Origin of the sequence: Microbacterium sp. NPDC091676 (assembly GCF_044756645.1) — a bacterium.
In the GTDB taxonomy this organism is placed as follows: domain Bacteria; phylum Actinomycetota; class Actinomycetes; order Actinomycetales; family Microbacteriaceae; genus Microbacterium; species Microbacterium paraoxydans_D.
Genome location: NZ_JBIVTI010000001.1, coordinates 467,796 through 484,303, shown reverse-complemented (window position 1 = coordinate 484,303; position 16,508 = coordinate 467,796). Strand labels below are relative to the sequence as shown.

Genomic DNA, 16,508 nt, shown 5'->3' with positions numbered 1-16,508 from the left:
CGCCGCGTCAGAGGTGCGTGATGAGCTCCCGCACCGCGTCGGCGTAGCCCGCCACGCCGCGTCCGATGACGCGGACCGCGGCGACGTCGTGCAGGTACGAGTGGTGACGGAACTCCTCGCGGGCGTACACGTCGGAGATGTGGACCTCGGCGAAGGGCAACGCGACGCCGGTGAGCGCGTCGCGCAGGGCCACCGACGTATGGGTGAGCCCGCCCGGGTTGATGACGATGCCCGCGCAGTCCGCGCGAGCATCGTGGATCGCGTCGATGAGGACGCCCTCGTGGTTGCTCTGCAACGCCCGCAGTTCGAACCCGAGCGCGGCAGCGGTCTCCGCCGTGATCCGCTCGACGTCGGCGAGGGTCGCCGTGCCGTAGACCTCGGGTTCGCGCGTGCCGAGGAGGTTCAGGTTCGGGCCGTTGACGAGCAGCAGCCGACGTGGCACCGTCATGCGGAGACGCTCCCCGTGTCGGCCAGGTCGCGACGCATGACCCATTCCCGCCCGAAGCCGGCGGTCTCGATCTCCCCGGTCCGGACGAAGCCGCGTCGACGGTAGACCGCCTGCGCCCGCTCGTTGTCCACGTGCACCTCGAGCACGAGCGCATGCAGGCCACGATCGCGTGCCCAGGCGGCCGCGGCGTCGAGGAGCGCGTCGATGACGCCCGCGCCGCGGTGCGTATCCGCCACGTAGACCCCCACGACCAGTCCGGCGTCGTGCTGCTCGCGATGCGGGAGCACGGTCACGGTCCCGGTCCAGGTGCCGTCGTCCGTGATCGCGACGAACTGCGCCGCGGCGGCGTCACCGGCCGCGTTGGCCGCGCGCTCCTGCCAGAAGCGGTCGGCCTGCGCCGTGGCGTGCTCGACGGTGTCGAGGAAGGCCATCGGCGCGGCCGGGTCGGCAAGGGCCTGCAGCCGCAGCGCCTTGACCTCCCGCCAGTCCTCCGGCGTGACGCGCCGGACGGCGATGGTCATGCGCCGATCTCCTGGTAGGCGGCGAAGAGCAGAGACTCGTCCGGCGCCTGGAGCACGGTGGGCTTGGCGATGTCGTCGAGGAGGATGAATCGGAGCATCCCGCCGCGGCTCTTCTTGTCGCGCTGCATCGTGGCGAGCAGCTGCGGCCAGGCGCCGGCACGGTACGACGTGGGCAGGCCCAGCGACTCGAGGATCGTGCGGTGGCGCTCCGCCGCGGCGTCCGAGAGGCGTCCCGCCAGCCGGGACAGCTCCGCGGCGTACAGCATGCCGATCGAGATGGCCGCCCCGTGCCGCCAGCGGTACCGCTCGGCGTGCTCGATCGCGTGGCCGAGCGTGTGGCCGTAGTTCAGGATCTCGCGCTGTCCGGCCTCGCGGAAGTCGTCCGAGACGACCTGCGCCTTCATGTCGATCGCGAGTTCGACCGCTCGGCGGAACTCGTCCGTCGTGGAGTCGACCGCGCGCGCCGGATCGGCCTCGATGATGTCGAGGATCTCCGGTGCCCAGATGAAGCCGGCCTTGACGACCTCCGCGAAGCCGGCGGTGGCCTCGTTGGGGCTCAGGCTGCCCAGTTCGTCGAGGTCGCCGATCACCGCGCGCGGTGCCCAGAAGGCGCCGACGAGGTTCTTGCCCTCCGCGGTGTTGACCCCGGTCTTGCCGCCGACGGCGGCGTCCACGAGGCCGAGGACGGTGGTGGGCACCTGGACGATCTGGATGCCGCGCAGCCAGGTCGCCGCGACGAAGCCGGCGAGGTCGGTCACCGCTCCCCCGCCGTAGCCGACCACGGCGTCCGTCCGCGTGAAGTCGGCCTGGCCCATGACCTGCCAGCAGAACGCGGCGACCTCGATGCGCTTGCCCTGCTCGGCATCCGGGATCTCGGCGAGCAGCACCTCGCGCGGGCCGTCCTCGGTGTCGGCGAGGAGCCGGTCGCGGAGCTCGGCGGCGCGGGCCGCGAGGGTCGGCGGGTGCACGACGAGGATCTTGCGGACGCCCGGTGCCAGGGCCGCCGACACCTGGTCGAGGATCCCCCGTCCGATCGTGATGTCGTAGGCGTCGTTCCCGGTGACGCTGATGGTCGTCGTGCTCATCGCTGTTCTCTCCTCCATGCCACGATCTCGTCCGCGATGCGCTGCATCGGACGCCGCGAGGTGTCGAACGTGGTCGACGCCACCTCGTCGTACCATCCTCGCCGTTCGGCGAAGATGCGCTTCCACTTCTCGACCGGGTCCTCGCCCGCCAGAAGCGGGCGCGTACCGCCGCGCAGGCGGTCGGCGACGGCGGCCTCGCTCACGGTGAGGAAGACCACGGGGTGGGCGCGCAGCAGCGCGCGCGTCTCCGGATCCGTGACGGCGCCGCCGCCGAGGGAGATCACTCCGCCCTCGGCGAGGGCCTCGCGGACCGCCGCGCGCTCCAGGTCCCGGAAGTGCGCCTCGCCGTGCGCGGCGAAGATCTCCGGGATGGGCCCGTGCGCGGCGACGATGCGCTTGTCGGTGTCGATGAAGGCGACGCCCAGCCGCCGCGCGACCCGTCGCCCGACGCTGGTCTTGCCGGCCGCCATCGGTCCGACGAGGACCAGCGTCAGCGGCTCAGCCTCGTTCGTCATGCGCGATGAGCGCCGCCTCGGACGCGGGGGCCGTGCGCAGCTCCGCGGGGATGCCGTCGAGGTACCCCTCCAGGTTGCGGCGCGTCTCGCGGATGCTGTCGCCGCCGAACTTCTCCAGCACGGCGCGGGCCAGCTCGATGGCGACCATGGCCTCCGCGACGACGCCCGCCGCGGGCACGGCACAGACGTCGGAACGCTGGTGGTGCGCGGTCGCCTCGTCGCCGGTCGCCACGTCGATCGTGCGCAGCGCATGCGGCACGGTCGCGATCGGCTTCATGCCGGCGCGGACGCGCAACACGGTTCCGGTCGACATGCCGCCCTCGGTACCACCGGCACGATCCGTGCCGCGGGCGATGCCGTCGGCGGTGACGAAGAGCTCGTCGTGGGCGGCGGAGCCGCGGCGGCGCGTGGTCTCGAAGCCGTCGCCGACCTCCACGCCCTTGATCGCCTGGATGCTCATGAGCGCCTGGGCCAGTCGGGCGTCCAGACGACGATCCCAGTGCACGTGGGAGCCGAGCCCCGGGGGCAGGCCGTACGCGAGGACCTCGACGATGCCGCCGAGGGTGTCGCCGTCCTTCTTGGCGTCGTCGACCTCGGCGACCATGAGCGCCGAGGTCGCGGGGTCGAAGCACCGCAGCGGGTCGGCGTCCAGCGCGTCGACGTCGTCCGGGGTCGGCAGCGCCGCCCCGTCCGGCACCCGCACCGGCCCGATGGAGAGGGTGTGGCTGACGAGGCGGATGCCGAGCTCGCCGAGGAAGGAGCGGGCGACGGCGCCGAGCGCCACGCGGGCGGCGGTCTCCCGTGCGCTCGCACGCTCGAGGATCGGACGGGCCTCGTCGAAGTCGTACTTCTGCATGCCCACGAGGTCGGCGTGCCCCGGCCGCGGCCGGGTCAGCGGGGCGCCCCGTCCGCGCGAGCGGTCGGTGAGCTCCACCGGCTCCGGGTTCATGACCTCGATCCACTTCGGCCACTCGGTGTTGCCGATGCGCAGGGCGATGGGGCTGCCCAGGGTCTTCCCATGCCGGACGCCACCGGAGATCGTGAGCTCGTCCTGCTCGAACTTCATCCGGGAGCCGCGTCCATAGCCGAGCTTGCGGCGGGCGAGGTCGGCCTGGATGGCCTCGGACGACACCGGGACGCCGGAGGGCAGACCCTCCATGACGGCGATGAGTTCTGGGCCGTGCGATTCGCCGGCCGTGAGCACGCGGAGCATGTGCTCTAGTCTCCCATGCGTTTCCCCCCGCGCCGTGCCGCGTTTCGTCGGGTGGCGCTCAGAGGGTGGCACGCATGGCGGCGAGGACCGCATGCTCGTCCGGCAGCGCGGTGACCGGATCGCCGTGCAGGAAGATACGGATCTGCCGGACCGCCTGATGCAGCAGCATCCCGAGCCCGGAGACCACCGGTGCCGCGCCCCATGCCGCCGCCAGGGCGGACGGCCAGGGGGCGTAGGCGGCGTCGAACAGCGTGCCGCCGGTCTCGGCAAGACGGGCGGCACTCTCCGGCGGCAGCGTGGTGCCGGAGGGCAGGGTCGCCACCGTGATGTCGACGACCGCGTCCGCCTCGTCGAGCGATCGCGGCGTGACCACGACGCCGCGTCGCTCCCCGATCCGGACGAGCCCCGCGGCGCGCTCCGGCCGACGGGCGGCGACCTCGACGCGTGTCGCCCCCAGGTCGGCGAGGGCGACGAGGGCCGAGGCCGCCGTGGCTCCGGCGCCCAGGATCCGTGCCGTCCCGACCTCGCGGATGCCGGTGTCCCCGAGCGCATCGACGATCCCGCCGACGTCGGTGTTGAATCCCGCCGGGGTCTCGGAGAGCAGGAGCGTGTTGACCGCGCCGGTCAGCTCCGCGTGGGTGTCCCGGGTGGTGGCGTATCGGTACGCCTCCTCCTTGAGCGGCATCGTCAGCGACAGGCCGCGCCAGGTGTGATCGAGCGCCTCGACCGCGTCCGCGAAGCCCGCCGCGCCGACCTGGCGGCGCCCGTACTCCCAGTCCAGCCCGAGCACGCCGTACGCCGCGGCGTGCAGCTCCGGCGAACGGGAGTGCCCGATCGGGTCGCCCCAGACCGCCAGCCGTCTCCGGTTCACCGCGTCAGCATCCGGCGTCGGGGTTCCCGCGGCACCAGTCCCGCCACTTCTCCACGCCCTGCTCGTGCTCCGCGAGGGTCTCCGAGAACTGCGTCTCGCCGGTCTCGAGGTTGACGGTGACGAAGTAGAGCCACGGCCCGTCCGCGGGGTGCATCGCGGCATCGATCGCGGCATCGTTCGGGCTGGCGATCGGCGTGGCCGGAAGCCCCTTGTTCACGTAGGTGTTCCACTCGTTGGGGTCTTCCAGAGCCTCCGCCGAGCTCGAGACCACGCCCTCGTGCAGGGAGCCGTACCCGTACTGCGCCGTCGAGTCCATCTGGAGCAGCATGTCGTCGTCGAGGCGGTTCTGGATCACGCGCGACACCTTGGCGAAGTCGTCCGTGCGGCCTTCGCGCTGGATGATCGAGGCGATCGTGAGGATCCGCTCCGCGTCCTCGTCCGGCACGCCGGCGGCGGCGAGCGATTCGCGCGTCCGGTCGACCATGCGCTGGATGACCTGCGTCGCGGTGACCTCGGGGTCGAACGTGTATACCGCGGGGAACAGCCACCCCTCCAGGCTCTGCGCCTCCACGCCGTACGCGGACGGATCGGCGACGGCCGCCTCGAGGTCGGCCAGTGGCATCCCGAGAGTCTCCGCCATGGATGGCAGGGCCGATGAGATCGTCCCGCCCTCCGGCATGGAGACGGTGTTCTCGAGCTTGTTGTCCTCGTTGCGGAGTGCGGCGAGGGCGTCCTCGGCGGTCATCTTCTCCTGGAGACGGTAGACGCCGGGATAGAAGGTCACCGCGATGTTCTCGTCGATGAGGTAGTCGTAGAAGACGTCCTCGGTCTTCGTGACGCCGGCTTCGTACAGGGCCGTCGACACGGGGCCGCCCGTGTCCCCCTGCTTGATCGTGACGTACACCTCGCCGGTCGCCTGACCGGGCTCCCAGTCCTTCGGCTCCCCCCACCCCATGGCGTCGGCGATGCGGTCGCCGAAGGTGTTCGCGACCCAGACGCCGCCGGCGGCGATGCCGCCGAGGATCACCAGGACGATGATCAGGGCGATGAGGCAGCCCTTGCGGCGCTTCTTCTTGGTCGGCGCACCGTGATCGCGGCCGTCGTCCTGCGCCGCGAAGATCTCGTCGAGTCCTCCGCCCAGCGCCGGTGCGGGGTCTTCGGTGCCGGTCGACCGGCGCGGGCCCGGGGCGGGGGCCTCGTCCGCGCTCGTCGCGGCGACGGGCATCGCGCGTGTCACGACCGGTTCGGCATCCGCGCGGGGAACCGCCGGCCGGTGGTCGTCCGCCGGTGTCTCCGCGGTGGTCGCCGCCGACGCCGAGACCGGACGGGCGGGCACAGCGGCACCGGGTGCGTCCGGAGCGGGCGGGGCGTCCTGCTCGCGCGCCGCGGCCTCCCTGGCCGCGCGGCGGGATCCGGGTGCCGGCGTGTCGTCCCCGGCGGTCGGGACCTGCGGGGACGGAGCGGGGAGGTTCTCGAACAGATCCCCCAACGGGGTGCTCTGCTCGTGCTCGGGCGCACGGCTCTCGCGTTCGGACATGTTCAGGCGGGCTCCTCGTCAACGGGGACCGGGGCACCGGCCGGGTTTCCGGTGCTCTTCTCCGTGTCGATCGCCTGCTGCAGCAGCACCACGGCGGCGACCTGATCCACAATGCTACGAGAGTTCTTCTGTGATCGCCCAGAACTCCGCAACGCCGCATGCGCGGAGACCGTGCTCAGACGCTCATCGACGAGGCGGACCGGCACGCCGCTGCGCCCCTGGAGCGCGGCCGCGAACTCCCGCGCATCGACCGTCGACGGCGTGTCCGCGCCCTGCATGTTCACCGGCAGCCCGACGACGATCTCCAGCGGCTCGTACTCCGCGGCCAGCTCCGCGATGCGCGTGAGCGAGCGCTCGTCGCGCGGCACGGTCTCGACGGGGACGGCCAGCATCCCGTCCGGATCGGACCGGGCCACGCCCACACGGGCGCGCCCGACGTCGATGCCGAGCCGGACACCGCGGCGGTAGCCGCTCACGCGCCGCGCAGCTCCTGGGAGACGGCCTCGAGCGCGGCGGGCAGTGCCGCTGCGTCGGTACCGCCGCCCTGAGCGACGTCGTCCCGACCGCCGCCGCCTCCGCCGAGCACACCGGCGGCGCGCTTCGCGAGCGCCCCCGCCTTCGCACCGGCACCGCGCGCGGCCTCGTTCGTGGCGACGACGACGACGGGGCGACCGTTGACGACCGCACCGAGCGCGACGACCGCGGGGTCGGAGCCGAGCCGGTCGCGCACGCCGTTGACGAGCTCGCGGACGTCGTCCGCCGAGGCCACGTCACCCAGCGTCTGTGCCGCCACGCGGAAGTCGCCCACGCGCGTCGCGGCCTCGGTGATCGCGGGGATGCGCCCCGCCCGCTCCTTCGCCTCGAACTGCGCGATGCGCTTCTCCGCGGCCTTGAGGCTCGCGGCGAGATCGGCGATCCGCTCCGGGAGCTGCTCGCGCGGGGTCTTCAGAGAGGCGGTGAGCTGCGAGACGAGAGCCCGCTCCGCCGCGAGCTCACGGAAGGCATCCGCGCCGACGAGAGCCTCGATCCGGCGGTTGGAGGCGCCGACCGACGACTCCCCCACCACGCTGACCAGACCGATCTCCGCGCTGGTCGACACGTGTGTGCCGGCGCAGAGCTCGCGCGACCACGGGCCGCCGATGTCGACCATCCGCACGACGTCGCCGTACTTCTCGCCGAAGAGCGCCATGGCGCCCGCTTCCTTGGCCTCGTCGAGCGTCACGATGCGGGTGGTCACCTCGAGGGCGTCCTGCACGGCGCGGTTGGTGATCTCCTCGATCTCCGTGCGGGTGTCCGTCGACAGCGCCTGCGACCAGGCGAAGTCGAACCGCATGTACCCGGCGCGGTTGAGCGAGCCGGACTGCGTGGCCGTCGGACCGAGCGTGTCGCGGAGGGCGGCGTGCACGAGGTGGGTGGCGGAGTGCGCCTGACGGGCGGCGCGCCGGTTCGCGGCGTCGACGATCGTCGTCGCGATGTCATCGACCGCGACCGTGCCGCGGGACACCTCGACCGTGTGGCTGATCAGCCCGGGGACGGGACGCTGCACGTCGAGCACCTCGAGCTCGTAGCCGGGGCCCACGATGGTGCCCTTGTCGGCGACCTGACCGCCGGACTCGGCGTACAGCGTCGTCTCGGCGAGCACGACCTCGGCGATCTGGCCCTCGGCGGCGCTGCGCACCGGCGCGCCGTCGACGAGCAGGCCGAGCACGCGGGACTCCACCTCGAGAGCCGTGTAGCCGTCGAAGCCCGTCTCGCCCAGCGCGCGCAGGTCGCGGTACACCGAGACGTCGGCGAGCTGGCGCTTGCGGTTGCGGGCGTCGTCCTTGGCGCGCTGACGCTGCTCCTGCATGAGCGAGTCGAACGCGGCGCGGTCCACGGCAAGCCCGGCCTCTTCGGCGACCTCCAGGGTGAGGTCGATCGGGAAGCCGTAGGTGTCGTGCAGCAGGAACGCCTCGGAGCCGCTGAGGGTCTTCCCGCCGCCCTTCTTCGTCTCGTCCAGGGCGAGGTCGAGGATGGTCGATCCCTGCGCCAGGGTGCGCCGGAAGGTCTCCTCCTCGGCGAAGGCCGCCGAGGAGAGCACGGACCAGTCGCGCTCCAGCTCCGGGTACGACGACTTCATCGCATCGCGGGAGGCGGCGAACAGCTCGGGGAACGCGGGGTCGTCGACGCCCAGCAGCCGCATGGCGCGCACGGTGCGGCGCATCAGGCGCCGCAGGATGTACCCGCGGCCCTCGTTCGACGGACGCACGCCGTCGGAGAGCAGCATGAGCGAGGAGCGCACGTGGTCCGCGATTACACGGAAGCGGACGTCGTCCTCGTGCACGGCCCCGTAACGGCGGCCGGAGAGCTCGACGGCGCGGTCGAGCACCGGACGCACCTGGTCGGTCTCGTACATGTTCTCGACGCCCTGCTTGAGGAAGGCGACGCGCTCCAGCCCCATGCCGGTGTCGATGTTCTTCATCGGCAGCTCGCCGACGATGTCGAACTCGGTCTTGCCGCGGATGTTCTCGATGAAGTCCTGCATGAACACGAGGTTCCAGATCTCCAGGAACCGCGAGTCGTCGACGGCAGGGCCGCCGTCCCTGCCGTAGGCCGGGCCGCGGTCGAAGAAGATCTCGGAGTCAGGGCCACCGGGACCGGGCTGGCCGGTGTTCCAGTAGTTGTCCGCGCGGCCGAGGCGCTGGATGCGCTCCGGCTTGAGCCCGATGATGTCGCGCCAGATCGCCTCGGCCTCGTCGTCGGTCTCGTAGACGGTGACCCAGAGGTCCTTCTCGTCGAAGCCGAGGCCGCCGTCGGCCTCCGAGCTCGTGAGGAGCTCCCAGGCGTAACGGATCGCGCCTTCCTTGAAGTAGTCGCCGAACGACCAGTTCCCGAGCATCTGGAAGAAGGTGCCGTGGCGCGCCGTCCGCCCGACCTCTTCGATGTCGTTGGTCCGGATGCACTTCTGCAGGTCGGCGATGCGCGGGTGCGGCGCCGGGACCACGCCCGTGAGGTACGGGATCATCGGGACCATGCCGGCCACCGTGAACAGCAGCGACGGGTCGTCGCTGACCAGCGACGCCGAGGGGACGATGAGGTGGTCGTTCTTCTCGAAGTAGGAGAGGTAGCGCTGCGCGATTTCCGCAGTTTTCATAGGAGTGCCGGATGTCCTTGCGTGAGGGGGCGCGCCGAGGCGCAGATGCGGGGGGTCAGTTCTCGCCCGGCTCGGTCAGCCGAGCCTCCTGCGCGCGATACGCGTCGCTGAGGATCGCGGCGAGGCCGTTGAGGCGGGCGTCGACGTCGGCCAGGATGTCGTGGCCCCGCGGGTCCTTGTTCATGAAGTGAGCCGCGACGAAGCCGCCGATCACGCCGATCAGGAACCACAGCACAGTCTTCATGTCGTCATCCTTGCCCTAGAGCCGCGAAGGCGCGGTCTCTCCATCGTAGGCGGAAACGACAGGAGGCGTCGGGAACCCCGACGCCTCCTGCCTGATGCTCTTCCGCTGGATCAGCGAGCCGCGTAGTACTCGACGACGAGCTGCACTTCACAGGTCACGGGGACCTCGGCGCGCTTCGGACGACGGACCAGACGGGCCTGGAGCTTGTCGAGCTCGACCTCGAGGTAGCCCGGAACGGCCGGCAGGACCTCGGCGTGACCGCCGGCGGCCGCCACCTGGAAGGGCTCGGTGCCCTCGCTCTTGGGCTTGACGTGGATGAGCTGGCCCGGCTTCACGCGGAACGACGGGCGGTCGACGAGCTGGCCGTCGACGAGGATGTGACGGTGCACGACGAGCTGGCGAGCCTGCGCCGTGGTGCGGGCGAAGCCCGAACGCAGCACGAGGGCGTCGAGACGCATCTCGAGCAGCTCGACGAGGTTCTCACCGGTCAGACCGTCCTGACGACGGGCCTCGTTGAACGTGTTGCGCATCTGCTTCTCGCGGATGCCGTACTGCTCGCGCAGACGCTGCTTCTCGCGCAGACGGACGGCGTAGTCGCTGTCGGCCTTGCGCTTGGTGCGGCCGTGCTCGCCCGGAGCGTAGGGACGCTTCTCGAGGTAGCGGGCGGCCTTCGGGGTGAGAGCGACGCCGAGGGCGCGGCTGAGACGCACCTTGCGGCGGTCCTGGGACTTCGTGGTCACGAAGCTGTCCTTCCGATGACGCGGTCGCGACTTTCGCGACTCGCGGACGTATCACCCGCGTTCTTCCTTGGAGCGCACGCCGGGGCGCCAGCAAGGTGAGGTGTGAACGAGGAGATGCCCGAAAACTCGGTTTCGAGCCGCTCAAGTCTATCAGACGACGACGGAGGCCATGAGTGGCGGATCAGCGGTCTCCGAGGATGCGGCGGATGCGCTCCAGCCGCGCGCTGATGTCGCGCTCCGCGCCCAGGTTCTTCGGCTCGTAGTAGTGCCGTCCGTCGAGTTCGTCCGGCAGGTACTGCTGCGGCACGATGCCGTACTCGCTGTCGTGCGCGTAGCGGTAGCCACGGCCGTGGCCCAGGCGCTTCGCACCGGGATAGTGCGCGTCCCGGAGGTGGAGCGGCACGCGGCCGAATCCGCCGGCGCGGATGTCGGCGATGGCGGCGTCGATGCCGACGTACGCCGCGTTCGACTTCGCGGTCGTGGCCAGATACACGGTGGCCTCGGCGAGCGGGATACGCCCCTCCGGCATCCCGATGAAGGCCACGGCGTCGGCCGCGGCCACGGCGATGCCGAGAGCCTGGGGGTCGGCGAGCCCCACGTCTTCGGAGGCGGAGATGACGAGCCGACGGGCGATGAACCGCGGGTCCTCCCCGGCCTCGATCATGCGGGCCAGGTAGTGCAGCGCGGCGTCGGGGTCGGAACCGCGGATCGACTTGATGAAGGCGCTGATGACGTCGTAGTGCTCGTCGCCCTGCCGGTCGTAGCGGAGCAGCGCCTTGTCGACGGCCTGGGCCACGTCGTCCGCGGTGACCTCGGGGACGGCCGTCTCCTGGCCCTCGCCCTCGCCTTCGTCGTCGGCCGTCGCCGCGTGCGACAGCGCCACGGCGGCAGCGGCCTCCAGCCCGGTGAGGGCGCGACGGGCGTCCCCCGACGCCAGGCGCACGAGGGCGGAGCGCGCCTCGTCGCTGAGCGCGACTGCGCCGGAGAGGCCGCGAGCATCCGCCACCGCGCGGTCCACGAGCACCCCGATGTCGTCATCGGTGAGCGGCTGCAGGGTGAGGAGCAGCGACCGGGACAGCAGCGGCGAGATCACCGAGAACGAGGGGTTCTCCGTGGTGGCGGCGATGAGGATGACCCACCCGTTCTCCACGCCGGGAAGCAGGGCATCCTGCTGGGCCTTGGTGAAGCGGTGGATCTCATCGAGGAAGAGGATCGTCGTCTGTCCGTAGAGGTCGCGCTGGGTGATGGCCTCCTGCATGACCTCCCGGACGTCCTTGACGCCGGCGGTGATGGCCGAGAGCTCGACGAACCGGCGGCCGGAGGAACGGGCGATCGCCTGGGCGAGTGTGGTCTTCCCTGTTCCGGGCGGCCCCCACAGGATGATCGACACCGCACCGGGAGAGCTCGCCTCCGGGTCGGCGAGGGCGACGATGGGCGACCCGGCCCGCAACAGGTGGCGCTGCCCCGCGACCTCGTCCAGCGACACCGGGCGCATGCGCACGGCGAGCGGTGTCTGCCCGGAGAGCAGGGCGGAGGGAGAGGACATTCCTCCAGGCTAACGGCGGCCGGGGACACGAGGCGAGGCCGGGGCCCCGGTAGGCTCTCAGGCGACGTCGTGGACCGGCGTCGGACGGGAGAAGCAGGGCATGGCCGCACGCGGTTCCAAGAAGGCGCAGACACGCACCGAGGCGGAGCGCGCTCGGCTGCACACCGCTCGCACCCGCTGGCACCAGGACCAGATCCGTCGACGCACTCGCGACAACATCATCGCGGTCACCGTGGGATCTCTCATCGTCGTGGGCGCCATCGTCAGCCAGGTCGTGCACGCGCAGGTGGCCGCACCCGAGCCGACGCCGTCGCCCTCCTCGTCGACAGCCCCCTCGCCGTCCCCGAGCGACGGCCCCACCCTCGAGCCCAGCGCTCCCGCCACGCCGTCGGAGTGACCTCCTCGGCGTCGGGGCCCGTCACTCGTCGTCGACGACCGCGAGCCGGTACCCGCGCTTGACGACCGTCTGCACCAGATCCGCGTCGCCGAGGGACTCGCGCAGCCGCGCCACGGCGACCTCGACCGCTCGGGCGCTGCGTCGGCCGCCCGGAAGCACCTGGCCGATCTCCGCCCTGGTGAGCACGCGGCCGTCGGCGACCAGCAGCGCTTCGAGGATGCCGACGGCGCCGCGGGAGAGCGGGACGAAGCCGCCGTCGATCAGCGCGCCCCCGCTGCGCACGGCCACGCGTCCGATCACCGTCCGTCTCTCGGTGACGCCGCGCGCGAGCGGACCGAGAGCGGTGCGCGCGAGGTCGTCCGCGGTGGGCCCGCACGACGTCGCTGCGGGCAGCCCGCTCTCCGCCAGCCTCGTGGTCGCGGCGACGTCGGTCGTGACCAGCAGCAGACGCGCCGCCTGCGTCCGGCCGCGGATCGCCTCGAGCATGCCGAGTCGTTCCACGGCCGCCAGCCACGCGGCCACGCCCTCCGCGGCCGGGAAGAGCACGGCGTCCACCTGACCGGACGCGATCCGGTAGAGCGTCCGCTTCGTGCCTGCCGGGATCGCATGGTCCGCCCGCGGCGGGATGATCCGCGTGGCCTCCGACCCGGTCGCGGCGAGGGTGCGCAGGAGGGTGTCGACATCGACCGGCTCCGGCCGGACCGGCCGCGGCACCTCGACCACGACGACGCGGCAGCCGACGAGCGCCGGAGCGGGGCGCGGGGGCGCACTCACGCCGAGCCCTCCGCCGACCTCGCACCACCGGCACGTCCGCGCTCGCGCCGCCCCGTCGCCGCCGGACGGACCGCGCCGATCGGACGACCGGCGCGCGGAGACGCCGACAGCACGGGCCCGACCCCGCGGATCGGTGCCTCCGGAATGACGGCGCCGGCATCCCGGAGGGCGCTCACAGCCTCCGGCACGTCGTCCGCGCGGAGTCCGTCGACGCTGAGGAGACCCCGATCGATCCGCACCGTCGCATCGCGTCGCGCAGCGAGCCGCCCGATCACGACGAGGAGCGCCGACCCGACCTCGGTCCCGACCCGCACCTCCAGGACCGGAGCGACCGCGGTGCCTTGAACACGGACCTCGACGGGGGCTCTCCCCCGACCTTCAGACCACAGGACGGCTTCCGGCAGGGTGTGCTCCGGCAGCGCGAGCGCGAGGCGCCGCAGGCACGGGCCGCAGTCGCGGATCCCCCCGGTCGCGTCGAGGGCCTGGGCGAACGTGCGGATCCCGCTGCTGCGCAGCTGCGCTGCCAGAGCCTCCACGGACGGTGCCAGGAGCTCGTGGCCGCAGGTTCCCGTGCCGTCCCCGACGGCCGCGGCGACCAGGAGCGCGCGCACCGCCTCCCGACGGCCGGCGGCATCGCGCCCGAGGCCCGCCAGCGTGACGTGCGCGTGCCTCCCGATCAACGTCGCGCCGTGCACGACGCGGCCATCCGCGGAGAGCAGCACCTCGCCGAACATGCGGTCGCCGTCCGCGGGAAGCGGCACCCCGAAGGGCGCTCCGCCCTCGTCACCGTCCGCGAGGTGCAGGACGGCGATCTCGACGCCGCCGGGCGCCCCGCGCCACTCGCGTCCTGCGGCGTTCGCGACCGGATACCCGCACAGGGCTGCCGCCGCCCGATCCGCGGATACCTGCGCCGCCGCCCGTCCGCTCTCCCCCGCGCCCGCGGCGACATCGCCGATGGCGAGCACCCGCGGGTCGGCCGTCCTCCCGGCGGCGTCCACGAGGACACCGCCCTCCGCCCGTGTGGGCAGCCCGGCGTTCCGCGCCAGCTCATCCCGTGCGCGCGCCCCCACCGTGACGATGAGGTCGGCCCGGGTGAACGTCCCGTCCTGGAACTCCACGGCCGTCACCGCGCCCGTCGCGTCGGGGTCGACGCGCGTGACCCGCGTCCGCGACCGGACGGTGATGCCGCGGTCCTCGACGATCCCGCGGAGAGCAGCCGCGGCGGCCGTCCCGAGCCTCGCGGGAAGCAGACGATCCGCGGTGTCCGCGAGCGTCGTCTGCACCCCCGCGTCCTGCAGCGCGCACGCGGCGTCCACTCCGCCCTCGTCGCCGCCCACGACCACCGCACGGAGCGCACGCGGCACCTCGGTCGCGCGGACCGCGAGGAACGCACGCAGCCGGTGCGCGTCCTCCATCGTGCGCAAGGCGAACGAGCCGCGCGCGGCGATCCCCGGCACGTCCAGCCGATGCGCGTGGGTCCCGGTGGCGAGCACGAGGGTGTCGTAGTCGTACCAGCGCTGCGCGCGGGTGCGCACGCGGCGTCCCGCTCTGTCGATCCGCAGGACCCGGTCGTCGTCGATGAGGCGGACACGATCGTCGCGGAACGGCGCGCGGTCCAGGTCCCCCGCCGAGGCCGGGGCTCCGCCGACGACGCGAGCCACGACGGAGCGGTCGTAGGGCAGACGCCCCTCGTCTCCGAACACCGTGATCCGCACGGCGCGGTCCGGATCCTCCAGCATCCGCGCGACGAAGCGGTGCGCCGCCACCCCCGCCCCCACGACGACGATCTCCGCCGTACGCGCTGCGTTGTCGTCCATGGAACTCCTGTCGACCTGGGGACTGTCGTGGTCGCGACGATAGGAGCGCCGTGTTACCCGGAGATGACGCGGAGTGTTTCCTGCGTCGAACGTTCTGCTCACGAAACGGTAACGTCCCGCGCCGTGAGCCCCCGGGTCGTCGCCCACACCCCGCCTCATTCACGCACGAAACGCGGGGTCTCGGCGGGAAGACGGGGTCTCGCGGATCAGAGAGGGCGTACTAGGCTGAGCCTCGTCCTTTCCGCCTCCCGCGGCGTGACCGCGCAAGGAGAATCACCGTGTCTGCCAACGAGCCCGCGAAGCCGACCCCGCCCGTTCCCACCCCGCCTGCCGTGCCGATGCCGCGGAAGACGCCGACTCCGGCCGCCGTCGCCCCGGCCGCTACGAAGCCGACCCCGGTCTCCTCCGCCGGCGAATGGGGCCGCGTCTCCGAAGACGGCACCGTCGAGGTGCGCGAGGGCGAGTCCTGGCGCGTCGTCGGTCAGTACCCGGACGGGACCCCCGACGAGGCTCTGGCCTACTTCGTCCGCAAGTACGACGACATCGCCTTCAAGGTCGTCGCCCTGGAGCAGCGCCACCAGGCCGGCGGCGCCTCCGCGAGCGACCTGTCCAAGCAGGCCGCGCACCTCATCGACGAGGCCACGGATGCCGCGGCCGTCGGAGACCTCGCCGGGCTCCGCGACCGTCTCACCGCTCTGACCGCGTCGCTGTCCGAGGCCACCGCCCAGGAGGCGCAGCAGGCGAAGGAGCTCGTCGAGCAGGCCGTCGCCGAGCGCACCGCCCTCGTCGAGCGTGCCGAAGCCATCGCCGCCCGCGACCTGAGCAAGGTGCAGTGGAAGCAGGTCACCGCCGAGCTCAACGAGCTCTTCGAATCCTGGCAGGCGCAGCAGCAGAACGGTCCGCGCCTGTCGAAGGGCGTCTCGCAGCAGCTCTGGAAGCGGTTCCGCGATGCCAGGGCCGTCGTCGACAAGCACCGCCGGGCGTTCTACTCCGAGCTCGACGATGCGCACAAGGCGGCGCGCGACGCGAAGTCCCGACTGGTCGAGCGCGCCGAGGCCCTGGCCCCGCGCGGCGTCGACGGCATCCCCGCCTACCGCTCGCTCCTCGATGAGTGGAAGACGGCCGGACGCGCCGGACGCAAGGCCGACGACGCCCTCTGGGCGCGTTTCAAGGCCGCCGGCGACGCGCTCTACGCCGCACGCGCGGAGCAGGCCGCCGCCGAGGAGGCGGATTCCGCTCCCAAGATCGAAGCCCGGCAGGCGTTGCTCGAGCAGGCCAAGGCGGTCGCCGACGAGCCGAACATCAAGCGCGCCCGCGCCCTGCTCACGCGCATCCAGCGCGAGTGGGACGAGGTCGGTCGCATCTTCCCGCGTGACAAGGAGCGTGCGCTCGACGACAAGCTCCGCGTCATCGAGCAGGCGCTCAAGGCCCGCGAGGACGTCGACTGGAAGAAGAACAACCCGGAGACGAAGGCGCGTGCGAACGACATGAGCTCGCAGCTCCACGAGGCGATCGAGAAGCTGGAGGCGGAGCTCGCCGCCGCCGAGGCCTCCGGCGACAGCAAGGCCGCCAAGGAGGCCGCGGACGCCCTCGAGGCCCGTCGCGCCTGGCTCAACGCTCTCGGCGGCTGAGCTCTCCACAGGTCCGGCCAACTCCGTCTGAGCGGG

At 72.4% G+C, this 16,508-nt stretch carries 16 protein-coding genes; 2 read left to right on the top strand and 14 right to left on the bottom strand.

Annotated features, from left to right (window positions below; translation table 11 throughout):
• Positions 1–7: 7 nt before the first annotated feature.
• From aroQ to ACIQID_RS02450, 12 genes are all read right to left on the bottom strand, one after another.
• On the bottom strand, positions 8–448 hold the full coding sequence (aroQ, locus tag ACIQID_RS02505) for a type II 3-dehydroquinate dehydratase (RefSeq protein WP_400281728.1): 441 nt from the start codon (positions 446–448) through the stop codon (positions 8–10).
• Positions 445–969 (bottom strand): GNAT family N-acetyltransferase, encoded by a 525-nt coding sequence (locus ACIQID_RS02500; RefSeq protein WP_312672464.1) that lies wholly within the window; start codon positions 967–969, stop codon positions 445–447. The genes aroQ and ACIQID_RS02500 overlap by 4 nt, the downstream gene beginning before the upstream one ends.
• The gene (gene aroB / locus ACIQID_RS02495) at positions 966–2,054 is read right to left on the bottom strand and encodes a 3-dehydroquinate synthase (RefSeq protein WP_400281726.1); all 1,089 of its coding nucleotides are present in this window, start codon (positions 2,052–2,054) and stop codon (positions 966–968) included. The genes ACIQID_RS02500 and aroB overlap by 4 nt, the downstream gene beginning before the upstream one ends.
• Positions 2,051–2,569, bottom strand: coding sequence for a shikimate kinase (locus tag ACIQID_RS02490; RefSeq protein ID WP_312672459.1), 519 nt, complete (start codon positions 2,567–2,569; stop codon positions 2,051–2,053). Before ACIQID_RS02490 ends, aroB begins: the two co-directional genes overlap by 4 nt.
• Positions 2,553–3,782 carry a chorismate synthase gene (aroC, locus tag ACIQID_RS02485; protein WP_312672458.1) on the bottom strand — a complete coding sequence of 410 codons (1,230 nt, stop codon included), beginning with the start codon at positions 3,780–3,782 and terminating at the stop codon, positions 2,553–2,555. Before aroC ends, ACIQID_RS02490 begins: the two co-directional genes overlap by 17 nt.
• Before the next feature lie 58 nt (positions 3,783–3,840).
• Positions 3,841–4,653, bottom strand: coding sequence for a shikimate dehydrogenase (locus ACIQID_RS02480; protein WP_400281721.1), 813 nt, complete (start codon positions 4,651–4,653; stop codon positions 3,841–3,843).
• A 4-nt stretch (positions 4,654–4,657) separates the two neighbouring features.
• Entirely contained in the window at positions 4,658–6,190 is a 1,533-nt protein-coding gene (gene mltG / locus ACIQID_RS02475) for an endolytic transglycosylase MltG (protein WP_400281718.1), read from the bottom strand.
• A gap of 2 nt (positions 6,191–6,192) precedes the next feature.
• A complete protein-coding gene (gene ruvX / locus ACIQID_RS02470) occupies positions 6,193–6,666 on the bottom strand; it encodes a Holliday junction resolvase RuvX (protein ID WP_149085354.1) in 474 nt (157 codons plus the stop codon).
• Positions 6,663–9,323 carry an alanine--tRNA ligase gene (gene alaS / locus ACIQID_RS02465; RefSeq protein WP_400281714.1) on the bottom strand — a complete coding sequence of 887 codons (2,661 nt, stop codon included), beginning with the start codon at positions 9,321–9,323 and terminating at the stop codon, positions 6,663–6,665. The genes ruvX and alaS overlap by 4 nt, the downstream gene beginning before the upstream one ends.
• A 55-nt stretch (positions 9,324–9,378) precedes the next feature.
• A complete protein-coding gene (locus ACIQID_RS02460; protein ID WP_312672453.1) occupies positions 9,379–9,567 on the bottom strand; it encodes a hypothetical protein in 189 nt (62 codons plus the stop codon).
• A gap of 110 nt (positions 9,568–9,677) precedes the next feature.
• Positions 9,678–10,307: a 30S ribosomal protein S4 gene (gene rpsD, locus ACIQID_RS02455; RefSeq protein WP_060922265.1), complete on the bottom strand. Its 630-nt coding sequence runs from the start codon at positions 10,305–10,307 to the stop codon at positions 9,678–9,680.
• A 181-nt stretch (positions 10,308–10,488) separates the two neighbouring features.
• Positions 10,489–11,853 carry a replication-associated recombination protein A gene (locus tag ACIQID_RS02450; protein WP_312672452.1) on the bottom strand — a complete coding sequence of 455 codons (1,365 nt, stop codon included), beginning with the start codon at positions 11,851–11,853 and terminating at the stop codon, positions 10,489–10,491.
• A gap of 100 nt (positions 11,854–11,953) precedes the next feature.
• On the opposite strand from ACIQID_RS02450, the gene ACIQID_RS02445 reads away from it, so the two are divergent.
• The gene (locus ACIQID_RS02445) at positions 11,954–12,250 is read left to right on the top strand and encodes a hypothetical protein (protein WP_312672451.1); all 297 of its coding nucleotides are present in this window, start codon (positions 11,954–11,956) and stop codon (positions 12,248–12,250) included.
• Between the two features lie 21 nt (positions 12,251–12,271).
• Here the strand turns inward: ACIQID_RS02445 and ACIQID_RS02440 are convergent, their stop codons facing one another.
• Positions 12,272–13,024 carry a winged helix-turn-helix domain-containing protein gene (locus ACIQID_RS02440; RefSeq protein WP_312672450.1) on the bottom strand — a complete coding sequence of 251 codons (753 nt, stop codon included), beginning with the start codon at positions 13,022–13,024 and terminating at the stop codon, positions 12,272–12,274.
• Positions 13,021–14,841 carry an FAD-dependent oxidoreductase gene (locus tag ACIQID_RS02435; protein ID WP_400281706.1) on the bottom strand — a complete coding sequence of 607 codons (1,821 nt, stop codon included), beginning with the start codon at positions 14,839–14,841 and terminating at the stop codon, positions 13,021–13,023. Before ACIQID_RS02435 ends, ACIQID_RS02440 begins: the two co-directional genes overlap by 4 nt.
• Positions 14,842–15,119: 278 nt before the next feature.
• Between ACIQID_RS02435 and ACIQID_RS02430 the strand changes: the two genes are divergently transcribed.
• On the top strand, positions 15,120–16,472 hold the full coding sequence (locus ACIQID_RS02430; RefSeq protein ID WP_400281704.1) for a DUF349 domain-containing protein: 1,353 nt from the start codon (positions 15,120–15,122) through the stop codon (positions 16,470–16,472).
• Positions 16,473–16,508 lie beyond the last annotated feature (36 nt).

Coding starts and splice junctions, on each gene's coding strand:
- aroQ (WP_400281728.1), bottom strand. CDS start 448: ATGACGGTGCCACGTCGGCTGCTGCTCGTCAACGGCCCGAACCTGAAC.
- ACIQID_RS02500 (WP_312672464.1), bottom strand. CDS start 969: ATGACCATCGCCGTCCGGCGCGTCACGCCGGAGGACTGGCGGGAGGTC.
- aroB (WP_400281726.1), bottom strand. CDS start 2,054: ATGAGCACGACGACCATCAGCGTCACCGGGAACGACGCCTACGACATC.
- ACIQID_RS02490 (WP_312672459.1), bottom strand. CDS start 2,569: ATGACGAACGAGGCTGAGCCGCTGACGCTGGTCCTCGTCGGACCGATG.
- aroC (WP_312672458.1), bottom strand. CDS start 3,782: ATGCTCCGCGTGCTCACGGCCGGCGAATCGCACGGCCCAGAACTCATC.
- mltG (WP_400281718.1), bottom strand. CDS start 6,190: ATGTCCGAACGCGAGAGCCGTGCGCCCGAGCACGAGCAGAGCACCCCG.
- alaS (WP_400281714.1), bottom strand. CDS start 9,323: ATGAAAACTGCGGAAATCGCGCAGCGCTACCTCTCCTACTTCGAGAAG.
- ACIQID_RS02460 (WP_312672453.1), bottom strand. CDS start 9,567: ATGAAGACTGTGCTGTGGTTCCTGATCGGCGTGATCGGCGGCTTCGTC.
- ACIQID_RS02450 (WP_312672452.1), bottom strand. CDS start 11,853: ATGTCCTCTCCCTCCGCCCTGCTCTCCGGGCAGACACCGCTCGCCGTG.
- ACIQID_RS02445 (WP_312672451.1), top strand. CDS start 11,954: ATGGCCGCACGCGGTTCCAAGAAGGCGCAGACACGCACCGAGGCGGAG.
- ACIQID_RS02435 (WP_400281706.1), bottom strand. CDS start 14,841: ATGGACGACAACGCAGCGCGTACGGCGGAGATCGTCGTCGTGGGGGCG.